At 46.3% G+C, this 16280-nt stretch carries 12 protein-coding genes; 1 reads left to right on the forward strand and 11 read right to left on the reverse strand.

Features of this window, described 5'->3' with window-relative positions; genetic code table 11:
- Positions 1-18: 18 nt before the first annotated feature.
- The 10 genes from GM30_RS12340 to GM30_RS12380 all read right to left on the reverse strand — a co-directional run bounded on the left by GM30_RS12340 (position 19) and on the right by GM30_RS12380 (position 14419).
- The gene (locus GM30_RS12340; protein WP_049848859.1) at positions 19-2256 is read right to left on the reverse strand and encodes a DUF2169 family type VI secretion system accessory protein; all 2238 of its coding nucleotides are present in this window, start codon (positions 2254-2256) and stop codon (positions 19-21) included.
- An 11-nt stretch (positions 2257-2267) separates the two neighbouring features.
- Positions 2268-4637: a type VI secretion system tip protein VgrG gene (gene vgrG, locus GM30_RS12345; RefSeq protein WP_049848860.1), complete on the reverse strand. Its 2370-nt coding sequence runs from the start codon at positions 4635-4637 to the stop codon at positions 2268-2270.
- Positions 4638-4685: 48 nt separating this feature from the next.
- Entirely contained in the window at positions 4686-7262 is a 2577-nt protein-coding gene (gene tssH, locus GM30_RS12350; protein WP_049848861.1) for a type VI secretion system ATPase TssH, read from the reverse strand.
- Between the two features lie 17 nt (positions 7263-7279).
- Positions 7280-8251, reverse strand: coding sequence for a type VI secretion system baseplate subunit TssG (gene tssG / locus GM30_RS12355; protein ID WP_049848862.1), 972 nt, complete (start codon positions 8249-8251; stop codon positions 7280-7282).
- The gene (gene tssF / locus GM30_RS12360; protein WP_049848863.1) at positions 8244-10091 is read right to left on the reverse strand and encodes a type VI secretion system baseplate subunit TssF; all 1848 of its coding nucleotides are present in this window, start codon (positions 10089-10091) and stop codon (positions 8244-8246) included. Before tssF ends, tssG begins: the two co-directional genes overlap by 8 nt.
- A gap of 35 nt (positions 10092-10126) precedes the next feature.
- Positions 10127-10570, reverse strand: a complete 444-nt coding sequence (locus GM30_RS24390; protein ID WP_072091746.1) for a type VI secretion system baseplate subunit TssE — start codon at positions 10568-10570, stop codon at positions 10127-10129.
- Positions 10571-10621: 51 nt separating this feature from the next.
- On the reverse strand, positions 10622-11146 hold the full coding sequence (locus tag GM30_RS12365) for an Hcp family type VI secretion system effector (protein ID WP_038162297.1): 525 nt from the start codon (positions 11144-11146) through the stop codon (positions 10622-10624).
- A 188-nt stretch (positions 11147-11334) separates the two neighbouring features.
- Entirely contained in the window at positions 11335-12825 is a 1491-nt protein-coding gene (tssC, locus tag GM30_RS12370) for a type VI secretion system contractile sheath large subunit (protein WP_420340978.1), read from the reverse strand.
- Between the two features lie 30 nt (positions 12826-12855).
- A complete protein-coding gene (gene tssB / locus GM30_RS12375) occupies positions 12856-13419 on the reverse strand; it encodes a type VI secretion system contractile sheath small subunit (RefSeq protein ID WP_038162280.1) in 564 nt (187 codons plus the stop codon).
- Positions 13420-13429: 10 nt separating this feature from the next.
- Complete coding sequence (locus GM30_RS12380) at positions 13430-14419, reverse strand: type VI secretion system protein TssA (RefSeq protein WP_049848865.1); 990 nt, start codon at positions 14417-14419, stop codon at positions 13430-13432.
- 272 nt (positions 14420-14691) lie between these two features.
- Here GM30_RS12380 and GM30_RS12385 point away from each other — a divergent pair, with 272 nt between their 5' ends.
- On the forward strand, positions 14692-15393 hold the full coding sequence (locus tag GM30_RS12385; protein WP_049848866.1) for a transcriptional regulator domain-containing protein: 702 nt from the start codon (positions 14692-14694) through the stop codon (positions 15391-15393).
- A 104-nt stretch (positions 15394-15497) separates the two neighbouring features.
- Here the strand turns inward: GM30_RS12385 and GM30_RS12390 are convergent, their stop codons facing one another.
- The gene (locus GM30_RS12390) at positions 15498-16256 is read right to left on the reverse strand and encodes a M48 family metalloprotease (RefSeq protein WP_049848867.1); all 759 of its coding nucleotides are present in this window, start codon (positions 16254-16256) and stop codon (positions 15498-15500) included.
- Between the last annotated feature and the right edge of the window lie 24 nt (positions 16257-16280).

The raw sequence follows: 16280 nt of genomic DNA on the forward strand, positions 1-16280 counted from the left end.
CATTTTCCTCCCGCATAATCAGGTATTCATCCGATAACGTCGGGGAATCCAGTGAACGTGTTCCATCAGGCAGCCATCAAAGCGTGTGGTAACGTTCTGGCTAACCATTGCCAGATTGGCACCAGCCAGATTGCATTGCCTGAACGTGGTATCACGCAAATCTGCGTTGTAAAGCACGCTTTGTTGCAGGCTGGTTCCCCGCCAGAGTGAATGCGTCAGTACCGCATCTTTCAGGCGCAGGCCTGCCATATCGCAAGAAATAACATGGGCGCTATCAAAGTCTGCTTTATCGCAACATGCTTCCAGTAATGTGCAGTGCACAAAATGGCACCGCTGAAGATCGGCTTTAGTAAATCCAATTCTGACCAGGCTGCACTGTTCAAAGCGTGAATCAGAGAAACTCACTCCCAGCCCCGTCGTAACACTGTCCATCTGACATGCCATAAACTGGCTGTTTTGCCATGTCCCCTCAATGAATGAATTCTTATTTAGCGTGCAGTGCGAAAATGAAACATTCTGGGTCTCGCATTTCTCAAAAACAGAGGAAACCACCTGACTTTGAAGAAATGAGGCACTGGAGAATATGGAAAAAGTAAAGAATCCATTATTAAATGAACAGCTATCAAAACGACAATGGCTAAAATCATCCTGCATCATAATATTATTATTCAGGCTACTTTTAATAAAATGACTCATCTGAAAACCTGATGATTCCAGCGTGACTTTCTCCAGTAAAGAATTCTCTATTTGCACATCCTGAAGATGCGAATGCTTAATAAACCCACCTGACAACGTTACGCCAGAAAATGACGACCCATCAAAATCGCAAAGGATAAACTGGCATTGTTCAAATACACAGTCTTTCAACTGTGTCGCCTTAAATTTGCAATTATGAAATGTGCAATAACGGAACTGTTTATTTTCCAGGAGAGATGCAGAAAAATCAGTACCCGAAAACGTAATGTTCTCCGCCTCTGCATTTCCTTCACTTAGCCACGTTTCGCCTTGTCCTTCAGGAAGTGCGGGTAACATCGTCTCATTAATGCCAGGCGAACTGGCGTTATCCGATTCTTTCCGTGCCTGCTGTTGCTGTTGATAAAGTGCGATAGCCTCTTTCACATCATCATAAAAATGCGTCGTATCCGCTTTTGGTAAAGGCAACGCGCTGTAGAACTTCGAGTCCGGATGATCGGTGAGACTGCGAATGACATTCAACGGCATACCCACTGGCATCAGGTCCGGATCATTTAAAAATTCAAAGGCTGGCGCATCCTCATGGCTGCGACGTGCATACACATCACAGTAATGTGCTTCATCACGCAAAGACGTTGCAGGATCAAGCGCAACCAATAAGGTTTCAACAGGCTCATCAAATAAATGCTTCAACGGGTAATGTCCAGTGAAGACCATCAGCCCTATGTCATCATCAGGCAGCAGCCACAACGTCTTGCGTTGCAGTACAATTTCCTCGGGGTATTTCGCGTCATTTTCCCAGACAAAAGCCCTGGCGCGTACAACAGGAAAATCTCCGCTCAGCACTTCGTTATGTTCACGAAAGCCCTGAAGTTCAAAGGAAATACCGTTAGGCCATTCGGCTTTATTCAACCATTGCGCCGGTGCAGCCATCTGGAAATATCGGCGATCGATACCCGGGGGCAACCCCGGGAAAAACGTTTCCAGATAATGTTTGTCTGACATCGACGAAGCCACATTATCCATATGGTTCTTACGAATCTGAAAATCAGGTGGAAGCGGTGTCGGCGCCGCCAAAGGCGAACGAACAATGGCAGAACCATCAATGTTAATCGACATCAGATTAGGATGCTGAGAATCGCCATAGCCTCGTCCCAACGCGTTTTCTTTACATCCTTTACCTCCCCAACTGTGCGTATGATCCAATGGCATGCGCAAGAAAGGCTTAACGGTCATCCCGGCGGTGCCACTGTCCCCTTCAACGCGCCAGTGACGCTTGAGTGGCCCGACACGGGCCATTACATCCAGCGCATTAACTTCTTCACCAATACCCGCATGTCCTGCCAGTAAAAATTCGGCAAAAGGCTTTGGTTCCACACTATCGAGAACCCGAAATGATATTGGTGCCGACTTCCAGGCATGCCAGATCTGAGGCTCAGTAATAAAGTGATCCTGTCGGGAAAGATAAAACCCGGCCACAACGCTGATGCCCATATGGCTGTCCCGGCCAATTTGGTAGCCATTTTTCAGTACTGCAAGTTGTTGGGGACGAATGATACGCATAAGAAGCCCCCTCAGTTCTTGCTCTGCATGCCGACAGTTTTCAGGTCAATACCACAGTCTGCGTACTGGACGCCGTTGTAACTGATAGCGACCCCTGTGACGGAAATGCTGCTACCGGTTGTGCTGATACTGCTGCCTGTCGTACTGACACTACTACCGGTGGCGCTAACACTACTTCCTGTCGTACTGATACTGCTGCCTGTCGTACTGATACTGCTCCCTGTCGCACTAATACTGCTGCCAGTGGCACTGATGCTGCTTCCTGTCATGCTGATGCTGCTACCCGTCGTACTAATGCTGCTGCCTGTGACAGAAATGCTGCTACCGGTTGTGCTGACGCTGCTGCCTGTCTGACTGACACTGGATCCTGTAGAGCTAAAGCTGCTCCCGGTGAAAGACTCACTCGATCCCGTCATACTGGAACTATGTCCCGTTTCACTGACGCTACATCCTGTCAGACTACTGCTGAACCCGGTGATACTATGGCTGCTGCCCGTAATACTGTTGCTGATGCCGGTAAAAGAGTTACTACAGCCGGTCATTGAGTTGCTCACGCCGGTCAGGCTGTTAGCTGCCCCCGTAAAGGATGTGGACATTCCAGTAAAGTGAGTACCAACGCCCACGAAAGAAGTGTTGATCCCATTAAAATAGGTACCAACGGGCACGCACCCAACTTCAAAGCCAGTGAAGTAGAAGTTGAGCATCGTGGCGGATGCATTAAGGCCAGTGAAAGAAAAATTCATCCCCGTAATGGAGAAGTTCATATCCTTATAAGAGACGTGATTTGTGAACCAGTCCGTGCTGGTACGCGCAACGGTTTCGTATTTATCCTGCCCCACGGCAGACGCGTTGTTACGCTCGACGGTCTTTTGCAAATCACGCTCAGCATGGAGCATGACTCGCTCGTTACCCCGGTTATCATCGAATGTCAGCTGGCTGGCATGTTGCGGCTGTCCAAATCGGAGTGAGCGAGACACCAGTCCTGAATAATTAATATATTCAGGAAGGCGATATGGCGGAGGGTTTTCGCCATTGTAGACAATCCCGGTCACCATCGGACGATCCAGATCGCCATCGATATAGGTCACCAAAACCTCTTGTCCGACACGAGGCATGGCGACGACTCCCCAGCCTTTACCAGCCCAGGCCTGAACCACCCTTATCCAGCAGGAGCAGTCTTCTTCTGTTGTCTTATATCGATCCCAATGGAAGTGAACACGAATACGAGCATATTGATCAGTGTGAACCTCAGACTGTTCGGCACCGACAACGGTTGCACTTTGACTACCGGAAACCTGTGGGCGTTTTGTCAGACACAGCGGCCTAAAAGGAATATCATCGTTCAACGCCCTGAAACGACAGGAGATGTTACGTCCCTGGCTGGCGCTATCAGGACCATCCTGCAAGTAGGTGTAATCACAACTAATTAATTTGAAACCCCGATTTCTCCCCGGATCCGGATGCTGAACCAGGTCGAAAGCATAGCCTGCAATCAAGCCAGCGGCGTTACTTTCCCCTATTAACAGCTGGTTATTACTCTGCATCGCTTCCAGTCGCAAGCGAGCAATGGTGTCCCCTTCCTGAATATCGGTATAGCCGGCCGCATAGTCATACCATTCCAGCGGAATGCCCTGCAGATGTGCACGACTCTCTTCAATTTGTGTCTGTAACGTATTGCGTGGATTAATAAAATCAAAATCCCTCAATACAACTTCGCTGGAATGAATACGATTTGTTCGCTGAATGCGTTGAATACTTTCTCGAATCGCACGCTGCTCTTCACTATCAGGTAAAAAACTTAGCTCAGCGTAATTACCTTCAAGAACAGGGAAATGCTGGCGGTCGGTAATGACAAGAGTATTATTTTCTTCACTGTGATCGAAATAATACCAGACGCCCTCATCCTCCATCAGCCGGCTGACAAAGTTAAAATCGCTTTCTTCAAACTGAACACAATATTCTCGCGGAAGATAAGTTCCTTCGAGATCAATACGATAATCCGCAAAATTATAGCGTTCAAAAATCTGTTCAATAATATCAATGGCACTGATATTCTGAAAAATTCGACAGTTACGGTTTTGCATTAAAAACCATAGCCAGGTGCTCATTTCCAGACTATACACAAACTGGTTTTGTCGTTGTCCTTCATCGGCACCAGCAACGACATAAGTAAAATAGGTGCGATAACCCGCAGCATCGGGAAGTTCAATCCGTACCTTAATAACTTCACCAAGCAGTGCGCTCAGATCCAGATCGGCATCTGCAACCTGAAATTCCAGTTTGTAAACTGGATTACCAGAAATGTGCTCTCTCGTTGTGAAACTAAGAGGAAACGCATCCATTACTGACAATTTGTCATTTTCTATCTCAATTAAAGGCATATCGCCCCCATCGTAATAAAGGTAGTAATCCAATGTCCGAAACTTGTTTTAAGCAAACACGATACTGAGCTCCTGAGCTTCAACGATCAGTCGGACTGCTTGTAACGATTCTGATTCCCGTCTGCGTCGCAGGACTTCATTGCCGATAGCGGGGAGCACGGTCTGACGCAGAAGTTCATCTACCGCACGTCCACGATTCGGATGTGTACTGACCCGTTCGGCGATCCAGCCGGGGATATCCCCTTCCATCTCAAGCGCGGCGCCGGTTTCCGATTGCAGACGTTGACGTAGACGATTGAGATTGTGTTCAGCAATGGCAGAAAGCGCCTCCTGCCCCAGAGGTAAATAAGGAATAATATTGATCCTGGCGAGTAACGCAGGAGCAAAGTTACGTAATAACGCGTCATAGACCCGCGGCTTTAAAACATTAGATTTGACGTTTATATCTTCCTGGAAGGCCAGTTCAATTTCCTCTGCACCCTGATTACACGTCAGAAAAATAAAGCATTGTCGGAAACTGACAATTCGCCCTTCAGAGTCTTCCATCCAGCCTTTATCAAACACCTGGTAAAAAGCGTCATGAATATCAGGGTGAGCTTTATCAAACTCATCAAGTAAAATAATTGAGTAGGGTTTACGTCTAACGGCCTCGGTTAATTTCCCGCCCTTACCGTAGCCAACATATCCCGGAGGTGCACCTTTCAGGGTTGAAAGAGTATGCGCCTCCTGAAATTCACTCATATTGAACGTAATTAAGTTATGGACTCCGCCATATAACATTTCTGCCAGAACATTGGCTGTTTCTGTTTTCCCCGTACCTGTCGACCCGGCTAACAGGAATATACCTAAAGGTCTTTCCTGCGGTTGAATGCCTGCTCTGGCAATACGCATCGCCTGCGCAATTTCCCGGATGGCATTATCCTGGCCGAAAATTTGCTCGCCTAAATACTGTTCAAGATTGAGAATACATTCGATGTCATCCTGCAACATTTTGCCAGACGGAATACCGGTCCAGTCAGAAAGTACTTCCGCAATAGTGTGTTCATCGACCCAGGGATAAACCAGCGGTTTGTTCTGCTGTAATTCCTGTAATTCAGGTAAACATGAACTAATCGTATTCCCTTCGCTCCAGCTCACCAACTCCTTGACTAATACACGCTCTTGCTCGTTGCGCTGACGCAAGTCTTCGAGCTCTTTCTCCATCTGAGAAATAAGCGTTTCGACTTCTGCTAACCTTTCATTTACCGAAGCGCCGAGCAGCAGTTCATGCTGCAGGTATTGATGTTCTGTATTGAGTATGCTCAGCCTTGCGGCCAGAGCCTCAATGGCCTGAGGATCAGCGTGCTGGCTGAGCGCAACCCTGGCGCAAGCAGTATCTAACAGGCTGATAGCCTTATCCGGTAATTGGCGCGCAGGTAAATTACGCACAGAGAGTCTGACCGCAGAAGTAATTGCAGAATCTCGAATCGTGACGTTGTGGTGCTGCGCAAAGTGAGGAGCAATTGCACGCAACATGTCTACTGCCGTTGACTCGTCCGGTTCGCCGATAAATACCCGCTGGAAACGTCGTGTCAGCGCGGAATCTGGCTCAATAAACTGTTTGTATTCGGACCAGGTTGTTGCGGCAATCATGCGCAACGCCCCTCTCGCTAACAGTGGCTTGAGCAGGTTGACGGCATCACCTGTACCTGCCTGCCCACCGGCGCCAACGAGGGTGTGTGCCTCATCGCAGAACAAAATCACAGGCGTAGGCGATTGCCGAATAGCATCGATCAGTGCCTTTAAGCGGGATTCAAATTCCCCACGCATGCTCGCTCCGGCCTGCATCCGGCCAAGATCCAAGGACAACAGACGCGCACCCTGTAGCAATGGCGGTACTTCACCACTGGCTAAACGGCGAGCAAGCGCTTCAGCCACCGCCGTTTTACCCACCCCCGCTTCGCCCACCAGGATAGGGTTGTTCTGCCGACGACGCAGTAAAATATCCACGACCTGGCGGAGTTCAGATTCTCGACCAATAACCGGATCAATCTCTCCCTGTTGTGCCTGTTTCGTTAAGTCACTACACCATTTTTCCAGCGCATCGGGGTCCCGTCCGGACGATTCGGCGGTAGTTACCCCCTGGCTGTCGTCCGCTTCTCTGCCTTCACTATGTTCACAGGAAGAGATCAACACCTCTTCATATTGTTCAGCAATTTGCGCCACCGGGAATTTTTTAAATTCATCACATAAACGGTATAACCAGCGCTGGTGCTGAGGATCCTGCAATAAACCGATAAGAATATGCGCTGTACGAATAGTCTTCTGGTTTCCTGTGAGCTGGCTAATCAGTAAACCACACTCTACAGCGGCTTCCAGACGATCCGACAAATCCTGCACAGAAGTATTACTGTTTGGCATATACCGGATAAAATTATCAATACGCGCCGTAACCGCACTCTGATTCACATTGTAGTGAGTGAATAAAGCGGGCAGATCGCCATCCTGGCGATCCAGTAAAATTTTCAGCCAGTGCTCCAGTTCCACAAATTCATGACGGTAACTTCGACATAAACGGGTCGCTTCAACAAACGTTTTGTAAGCAAATGGTCCGAGTCGGTTAAACAGACGTTCACGCTGATACACCGTTATTACTCCTTTAATCAGGTTGTCGTTTTGTAGAGGAGTCGTTTCGTCAAAGCTGTGCCGGGTTTCAACCAGCTATGCTTCCCAAGCCTGCCACTCCTCAAACAACAGGCCATGTCGGGTGAAGTTTGAATAAGAATGCTGACATCCAGCACCATCCGGTGACGGATGAAGTCATGACACAGGTGTACCAGCGTTTTCAGACGTTCACTCCCTCGTTGATACTGAAGATACTCATCTCCGATAACCGGTCCGATAGCTACCGAGAGGCTGTGTTGTGCATCGAAAAACCGCTTGCCAATGCGAGTTGAACCCAGATATCCCATTCTTTGGCATTCTTGATTTCGCGCATCGTTAATCCATGTTCCCTTATGTGGAGTCAATCGCACAGGGACAGAAAAATAGTGGGTCAAAATCTCCTGCAATTTCCTTAGTGAACCGCGGCCAGGTAGATAGGCGCCGGGAAAGGCTTCCCGCACGTTGAGGATATGGCGATTTATACCCGTTTCATCCAGGAGGCCGGCAATCTGGTGTATATGCGATTTGAAGCGGTTGTGTTCTTTATGATCATGCCCAACCGCGACATGCAGTTGTGACCACGCCCGGTAATGCAAAATCGCCATTCGCTGACTCAAAATGCCCGCAAAATCCTGAAAAGCCCTGTTCCGCCGGGCCAGCAACTCATTACGGGCATGCTCTGTGATATGGATAGGTAAAGGACCATAAGGGGCAAATAATCCGAAATGACGACAAATAATAATCACCGGTTCAGCAGTTTGACCGTCGCCCAGCGGTTGGCGGACATCCGCCACTTCCCGTGGGGCAAATGACAAATCAGCGGGTTGATAAATACGTATTTGCCGTTGCCCCGGATCACCAAGCCGCACATCGCTATGAGATGCCCACTCAATACGGCGCAGTAATTCGAAAAAATCCTGCCGCGCTGAAATACCGACGATACGTCTGGTCGCGGCTTGTCTTTTAGGCATGGGTGATGGGCCCCCATTTCGTCAGCGGCTCGCCATCCAGAGTGACGGTCATTCGGAGGGTCTGTCCGAGTTCACAATACTCAGCAAGCGCGTGATGGATGATGCGGGCAAAGAGAAACGCCCCCTTGTCGCTATGGTGATGGCTGTGAAGATCAAGCGTGGCCTGGACACCCCGTATCCACGCTATGGGGCCGGGCAACAGGCTGCGTTCAAAATTATGCTCAATACACGCATGGTTCAGACTGGTTATGCGTCTGTGATGAGTCGCATCATTAGGCTGACTAAATAATGAAAGCCAGTCGCGAAGTAAGGACGAGCAATCAGCAATTTCCGGCAAGGCATAACGCAAAGGGTTATTTGCCAGCAACTGCAGAGCCTTCCATGCCTGAGCGATATCCGGAACGCCCTGAGGCCTGGAGGGATGTCTTAACATTTCAATTCGTCGTATCGGCAGAGCACTTTCCAGATGGAAGCCAGGTTGCTGGAGCTGGCTCGGGATCAAATGCCGATCACAGACCATAGCCTCTATAGAAAGCGATTTAACGCGATCAATATCGATATTTGTTCTTCCCGGAGAAAGCGCGATAAACAGGCTATCCATTGGAAGCTGTGCAAATTTATGATCGTTTTTATCCGCGAATTCTCTGCGCCTGCGTAAACTGTAGCCAGCGACCTGCTCATCATTACTAAAATTGGCATAACCATGCAAAGGTGAAAATGGCAAACTGCTGCCATCATTCAGTAAACCATTTACTTTCAACAGATGATGAATTTCATATGTACGAGGATTGAGCCTGTCAACGATAACAGGATATTCCGTATGCTCGCCATTAATTAACACAGGGCTACAGCGGCGTTTACTTAAATTAATAATGGGAGTCGCAAATAAACGGAAATCCTCTTCGCTCACATGCCCGTTCAAATGTAATGGGCGATGCCGTAAAACGAACAGGATTTCAAATTTCTGTTCACGCCCTGCCTGCTGTAAAAAGTCGTTAAGACCATGCAACTCCAGTGAAAGAAATCGCGACGGCGCCGCAAAGTACTCTCTTAATAACCGGCTACCTGGTAGTTCCCCAATCGCCGCAGGGAGTAATGCCTCCTCTTCGCTAAGCCCCCCCTGACGCAAATTGTCAGACGGTAACACCTTAACGATGGGTTTATTTTTATCGGTACTGGTCCACAGAATGATACGCAGAGTATCATTGAGCAAAGCTGTAATTAATTGATTTGAATGAACAATATCCCCCGTCAGCGTTAAATGCATGGGGGCAAAATCAAGATCACCCAGTGAGGCAACGCCTTGAGTGGACATCTGTAATTCAATATGTGCTTGTCCATCCTGCATGGACGATGCTACGACCTGTGGTAAATGCGCAGAAGGGGTATTCGCGCACCGTGCAGATTCGATGACCAGAGGCTGAATTTTAAGACTACGTCCGGTAGAGAATGTGGCATGACGGTTCACCAATGATGCGTCATGCATCAATACCTTACTTCCCCGGGGAAACTCCACTTGCGAATGCCATTGTGGAGAGGTCAAATCAGGAATCATTGAAATCGTGGCGATAGAAGGTAACGGCGTATACCAGAATGGCGCCAGACGCCCCAACATCTGGAGTGCGAATTCAGGCTGTTCATTGTTAAGTCTCTCCTGCACTCTGGCGCTCAGGAAAGCGGTGCCCTCCAGTAAACGTTCGACAAAAGGATCCAGCACACTGTCTGACAACATACCTAAATGTCTGGCAACCTGAGGATGGGTGTGAGAAAAGCGCTGACCATCTTCACGCAAATAACGCAATTCTTCGTTGTATAGCGCGAGAAATTTATCGCTGAGCATAACTACTGTCTCTTTTTATTATCATTGACGAGCATTTATAACACCCGAACGATCCCATAGGAGTAATCGAGTGCAATTCTTAAATTCACCATTTGTTCGTCTTCAGGCAAACTACACTTAGCATGAATATCGAATAAAATAGCTAATACCCATGTTTGGTCCTTGTCTATTAACGGGACAACGCGAATTGAATGAGGATCCAAACGTGATTCAAAAGTGGCAATGATGCGCTGAATTTGTCTGGCTAAGGCAATGAGATCAGTATTCACTGGCACCTGCTGGCTAAGAGAAGGTAATCCGTAATTCACAACGGATGTTTCACACTGAGAATATCGTTGTAACTTTAGCGCCGCACTATGTGCCGAATCATTCAGCAAATATTCAATATCTCTCAACAGTATTTCCCGCCAGTGGGGTAAACCTGAACGGTCACGCCGTACGGTCAGTTTGTCAAACAAAACCGGATCCGATGTTTTCATCATCCCTTTTTCCAAAATACTGCTCCACCATATAGTGGAGCAGTTTATTCATTAGATACGAGAGTTCAGTTTCAGGTCGTAGCCAGACTTAATAACAGCACCCATCGAGCCATCGTTCTTCTGCTCTTTGTATTCAATTTCAATACGTGCAAAGTTCAGACTGATGACATCAGTAGGCAGTACAGTATCTGCATCCTGAAGAGTGACCATTGATGGGCCAAGAGGCATGTTGCCAACGGTCTTGAATGAAGAGACGAGGCAGTTTCCGAAGGTAACGGTCAAGAAATCCTGTTGACCGCTGCCGGATTTACGACATACCAGTTTAGCCTGCGGGATATGTTCACCGGTGGCGCACATCAGAAAAAGTTTCGGAGAAGCTTTGTTGCTGACCATGCGGAATTCGAAATCTTTCATCTCGACTTTACCGGAACCGCCACCACTGCCGTACCCCCAGCGTCCGGCGTTTTCCTCAGACCATTGCCAGGCCTGAAGTTGAATCCAGCCGCCATAGGTTTGATCGGGAGATTCACCTTCTACGCCTTCAATTTTGAGAAAATAATCTACTAAAGCTGTCATGCTTTACTCCTGTTTAATTACATTAATTAATAAAACACCCTCGATATAAAATGTGCTGACCCAAAGTACCCGATAAAGCGAAAATTAATTCCGTCCAGTTGATGTTTCTTATAAAAAAACAACATTGACTGGTAATAACCAGAAAATGGCATGTCACGGAAATTTTGATACTCTGGAAATCAGAACACTTACTTCTCTTTCCCTTCCTTACTTGACGGAAGTTTAGAAACCAGTCGCAAAGAGACTGTCATCCCCTCCAACTGATAATGCGGGCGCAAATAAAAGTGAGCGCGATAAAAACCTGGATCATCCTCAACATCCTCGACTCTGACTTCTGCAGCAGCTAAAGGACGTTTAGCCTTGGTGGCTTCCGTTGATATTGTTGGATCCCCGTCTACATAATTCATTAACCAGTCATTAAGCCAGACCTGCATATCGTCACGAGAACGGAACGAACCAATTTTGTCTCGAACAATACATTTGAGGTAATGCGCAAAACGGCAGGTCGCAAAGATATAGGGCAAACGCGCAGATAACTTGGCGTTAGCTGTTGCGTCAGGATCTTCATAATTAGCAGGAGCATGCAAAGTACACGATCCAATAAATGCAGCGAAATCTGAATGCTTGCGATATACAAGAGGAAGAAAACCAGCACTTGAGAGTTCATTTTCACGGCGATCGGAAATGGCCAGTTCTGTCGGGCATGTCAGTTCATACCCACCTTCATCAGAAGGGAACGCGTAAGCGGGTAATTCTTCAACTGACCCACCTGATTCAATACCGCGGATGCGTGAACACCAACCGAATTCATTAAAAGCACGGTTAATATTGACCCCCATAGCATAGGCGGCATTTGCCCATGAGAAATCTTCAATGACATGAGGGTTGACGACTTCTTCAAACGCAAAATCTTCAATCGGATTAGTTTTTGCGCCGTAAGGCAAACGGGACAAAAACCGCGGCAATGTCAACACCAGATAGCGGGAGTCATTACTTTCACGCAGGCGGCGCCAGGGCGCATATTCAGGGGTAGTGAAAATTTTGCCAATATCACGCGGGTTCCCAAGCTCTTTCCAGTTATTCATTTGCATAATAGCCGGCGATGCTGAGGCAATAAACGGACAGTGTGCTGCGGCCGCAACTTTAGAAATCTCAGTGAGTAAACTCACGCTTTGCGGACCATGGTCAAACTCAAAATCGCCAATCATGCAGCCAAAAGGCTCGCCACCAAATTGACCGTACTCTTGCTCATAGATTTGCTTGAAAATAGGGCTTTGATCCCAGGCGGAACCACGGTACCGGCGAAGCGTTGAGGCAAGCTCATCCTGACGAATATTCAAAACACGGATTTTGAGCGTCTCATTAACCTCGGTGTTGTCAACGAGGTAACTTAAACCACGCCATGCCGATTCCAGTTTCTGGAATTCCTTGTGATGGAGCACATGGTTCATTTGCTCGGAAAGTTTCTCATCAATTTCCGCAACCAGAGATTCGATGGTCAGCACGACATCTCTGTTAACTTTCACTTTCCCTTTTTGTGCGTAAGCCGCCAGAGTCCCAATCGCACGACGAACAGCGGTAGATGCTTCATCCGTTCTTGGACGGAATGAACGTTTAAGTAAATCATCAAGCTCATTGTAATCATCTTCGGCAAAAGAAAGACCGACTTCTGGCTGCAGCTCAGGCTGAACTTGTTGTGTGTTTTCCACTTATGCATCTCCCTCAGTAGGCTCAGTTGGCTGCTCATCCTCGTTCTCATTGATTGCAGCAATAGTCCCCTGTGCATCGGTTGCCAGACGTTGTAAAAAATCCGGTTGTTCAAGCAAACGCTTCACGACTTCTTCAGCACTCGCTTTACCATCCATATAGGTGATCAATTCCGCCAGATGCGCACGGGCCTCCAGCAGTTTTTCCATCTGTGGAATGCGACGCGCGATGGAGCCAGGGGAAAAATCCTCCATTGATTCAAATTCCAGTTCCACATCGAGCAACTCATCTTCCTCGCTTAATGTGTTATCAACGTAAAATTTTAAGCGTGGCTTAATTGCTCGCATGCGGGCATCGAAATTATCTTGATCGAAAGTCAGGAATTTACGCTCCTCTACAGGGGCAAGAGGTTTTGCCCGGTGACCAGAAAGATCTGCCATCACCCCAGTAACGAAAGGCAATTCAACTTTTTTCTGCGAACCATAAATCTCAACGTCGTATTCAATTTGCACTCGAGGCGCGTTGTTTCTACCAATAAATTTTTGAGAACTTGCATCTTTTGCCATCTCAATTTCCTCATTCAGCCGTGATGTTATTATTTCCAGTAAATTGTTGCAGAGTATTCATCGATTCCGGCAAAAGCTCTTCGACAATAGAAATAAAATCCATGCCAATCATTTGCTTTGAACGACGTATGAATATGGGAGCAGGATGACTAGGCTCATAGCGTTGAAAATAATCCAGAATACGATCCAGCATCAGGATAATCTCCTGCCTGGATCGAATATTTGCATCCCCTCCGTCGAGCAATAAAGATCCTGCTATACCAGCGATATTACTTCTTTCCGCATTGATGTCATCCTCATTAAGATTCACTGGTGCTGACTGTTGTTTGAGTTGAGATAATGCTTTAGTTAAAAAAGATCGTAGTGCATGACAATCCAGCAAATATCCTTCGCTGTACTGATTCGCATATGCTTCAACATTTTCTAAAGTCTGACTGATTGCTGTTAATTGCTCATTAAAATCAGGCAAACTATTTTGTTGATAGTAAGTGTTTATGGCTAACAGGATTGAGGAGGATGACGAAAATGAATATTCGGCCGATGAGTTTGCATCTACATTAATCAGATCATGTAATTGATAATTATGCTCTCTTGTAAGCTTTATAGATTTCAATTCTGCAATGAATTGCGGTGCAGATAGCCATCCTAAAGCGGCAGCATGTCCTTCATTACTATTATCTGTCTCTGACTTCGGATAGGCAATGTTATTTTCACTCATTAAAACCTGTCCGAGCTCAGTAATACCATGATAAACAGCACTGATACAATCCAGATACATATTGGCACGGATTAGCCATAGCGCGACTCGCAGGTCATAGCACTGCTCAAGCATTTTTTTAGCATGTTCAGCAACAAGACTCCAGTTCACCTGTGGGGCAGCTCCTGCCTCCGCAAGAGGATCAGAAGACTCATCTAACTGAGCCAGCATGGATTCAATCTCACCATACATAGGATCAAATTCAACGCCATAAAACTCTTGAGAAAAAGTATCAATCGTCATTTATCCTCTACCCCGTGATGAAGTTAAATTCACCTCGTAAACCTGAACGAACTTCCTTATTCATCTTCATACATAGATAAGAGACAGAGAAGGGAGTTTCATATATAAAAATATGTTCTACTTTGTTTACACATTAATATATTGGATACCCACCAGGACAACAGGGACAATTTGAAGCAGGTTTTTTTTGACCCTATGCGATATGCTACAAACAATCATTAATACTAGAAATATAGTTTTTAATGACCAACCATAAACTTAAGGAATGGATTATGGATAGCGAGGCATATACTGATTTTGCTTGGGAATACCTTAGAAGGAATAAGCAGTACATTGCTGACTGGGAACTAAGTAATAATAGTAAATCAAGACCTGGAATACAAACAATTCTTGATCGTAACGCTGAAAAAAAATGGGGGTTACTGAAATATGCAGATCCATCTGAGAAAAATCCTAAAAATGTTTTCTGGTCACCTGAGTTAAGCAGCAAGTCAGCCAGGGTAATGCTTAGCAAGTATGGGGATTGTATATGGGGCAGTCTCTATAAAAAATCTGGGATGAATCTTGAAAAATTAACTTTGCAAGACAAAACAACATGTATCAAGATATTCAATCAAAATGATTACTTTCAGTTTTTCATCGAAGATATTGATGCTTTAAATAGTAGCTCGAGAATTTTTCTGTGCTTTCCGCTCAATCTTGACAATAAAATCAAAAGCAAAAACATCGACTTCATTAAAGGCATTATTAACAATGAGATTTCTGACCTCAATAAAGAGCCACCACCAAATTTATTAGAAACAATCGATGATCTAAATAAAGGTTTTTCGCACCGAACGATAGCATCGAAAATTTTTGGTAAAGAACTTGTTGAGACGGAGTGGTCATCTGATAGCTGGTTGCGCGCAAACATACGATATCGTATCAAAAAAGCGATCACATTAGTTAATACTGGATATTTGAATTACATCTGATTCATTTGACCAGTGATAGCGATGGCTACGGTTAGCATCCTATGTAGCCATTGCTATTTTCGTAGACAGTTTTTATACCGCATTATGGAAATGAGTTACTATCACTATTTTATACTGTCAGCAGCCATGCGATCTTTGATACGTGCCGCTCGCTCAGCAGAGACAGGGTGATTGTCAAACATAGAGTTTCGTTGACCTACTTCCAGCTTCGCCAGTTTTTCAAAACTGGTGACAAGTCCTGTTGGGTTGAGTCCACGTTTACGTAGCAAATCATAAGAATACTCATCGGCCTCGAGCTCCTGCCGCTGAGAGAATTGAGAGTTAATTAGTCTTTCCCCCATATCGCCAAGCGGAGACTGAGAAACACTGCCAGCGAGGCCACCTACTGACGATGCCACCGTGCGCATCGTATTTGTACCAGAGGCTATTTGCCGGCTCTCTTTAACATGGCCAAGGGCAACGTGACCTATTTCATGACCAATAATGGCCTCCATTTCGTTATCATTCATTAGATCCATCAACCCACTGTAAACACGTATGCAGCCATTTTCCATTGCAAAGGCATTAATTTCTTTTGACAGGTAAACGTTATAATCGACAGGTTGACCATTAATGTTGTGACCAAGCATCAACGCAATTTTTTGCAGGCGCCTGGCATAATCACTGTTTCCCGGTGCAATAGTGGCTCTACTATCTATTTCCCGACAGGCCTGATCATTCTGCGGTTGTACCTGATAGTCGCTCAATGTATAAACTTCGAAAGCTTCAGCTCCGGTACTAAACCAGCTCCCCGATTCCATACTTTGGCAGCTACTCAGAAAGAGACTTATTCCCAGTACCAGCATCGTTTTACGCATTCTCATAATGTTGATTCCTTGCACATAAAC

Source organism: Trabulsiella odontotermitis (genome assembly GCF_001188485.1).
Classification (GTDB): domain Bacteria; phylum Pseudomonadota; class Gammaproteobacteria; order Enterobacterales; family Enterobacteriaceae; genus Trabulsiella; species Trabulsiella odontotermitis_A.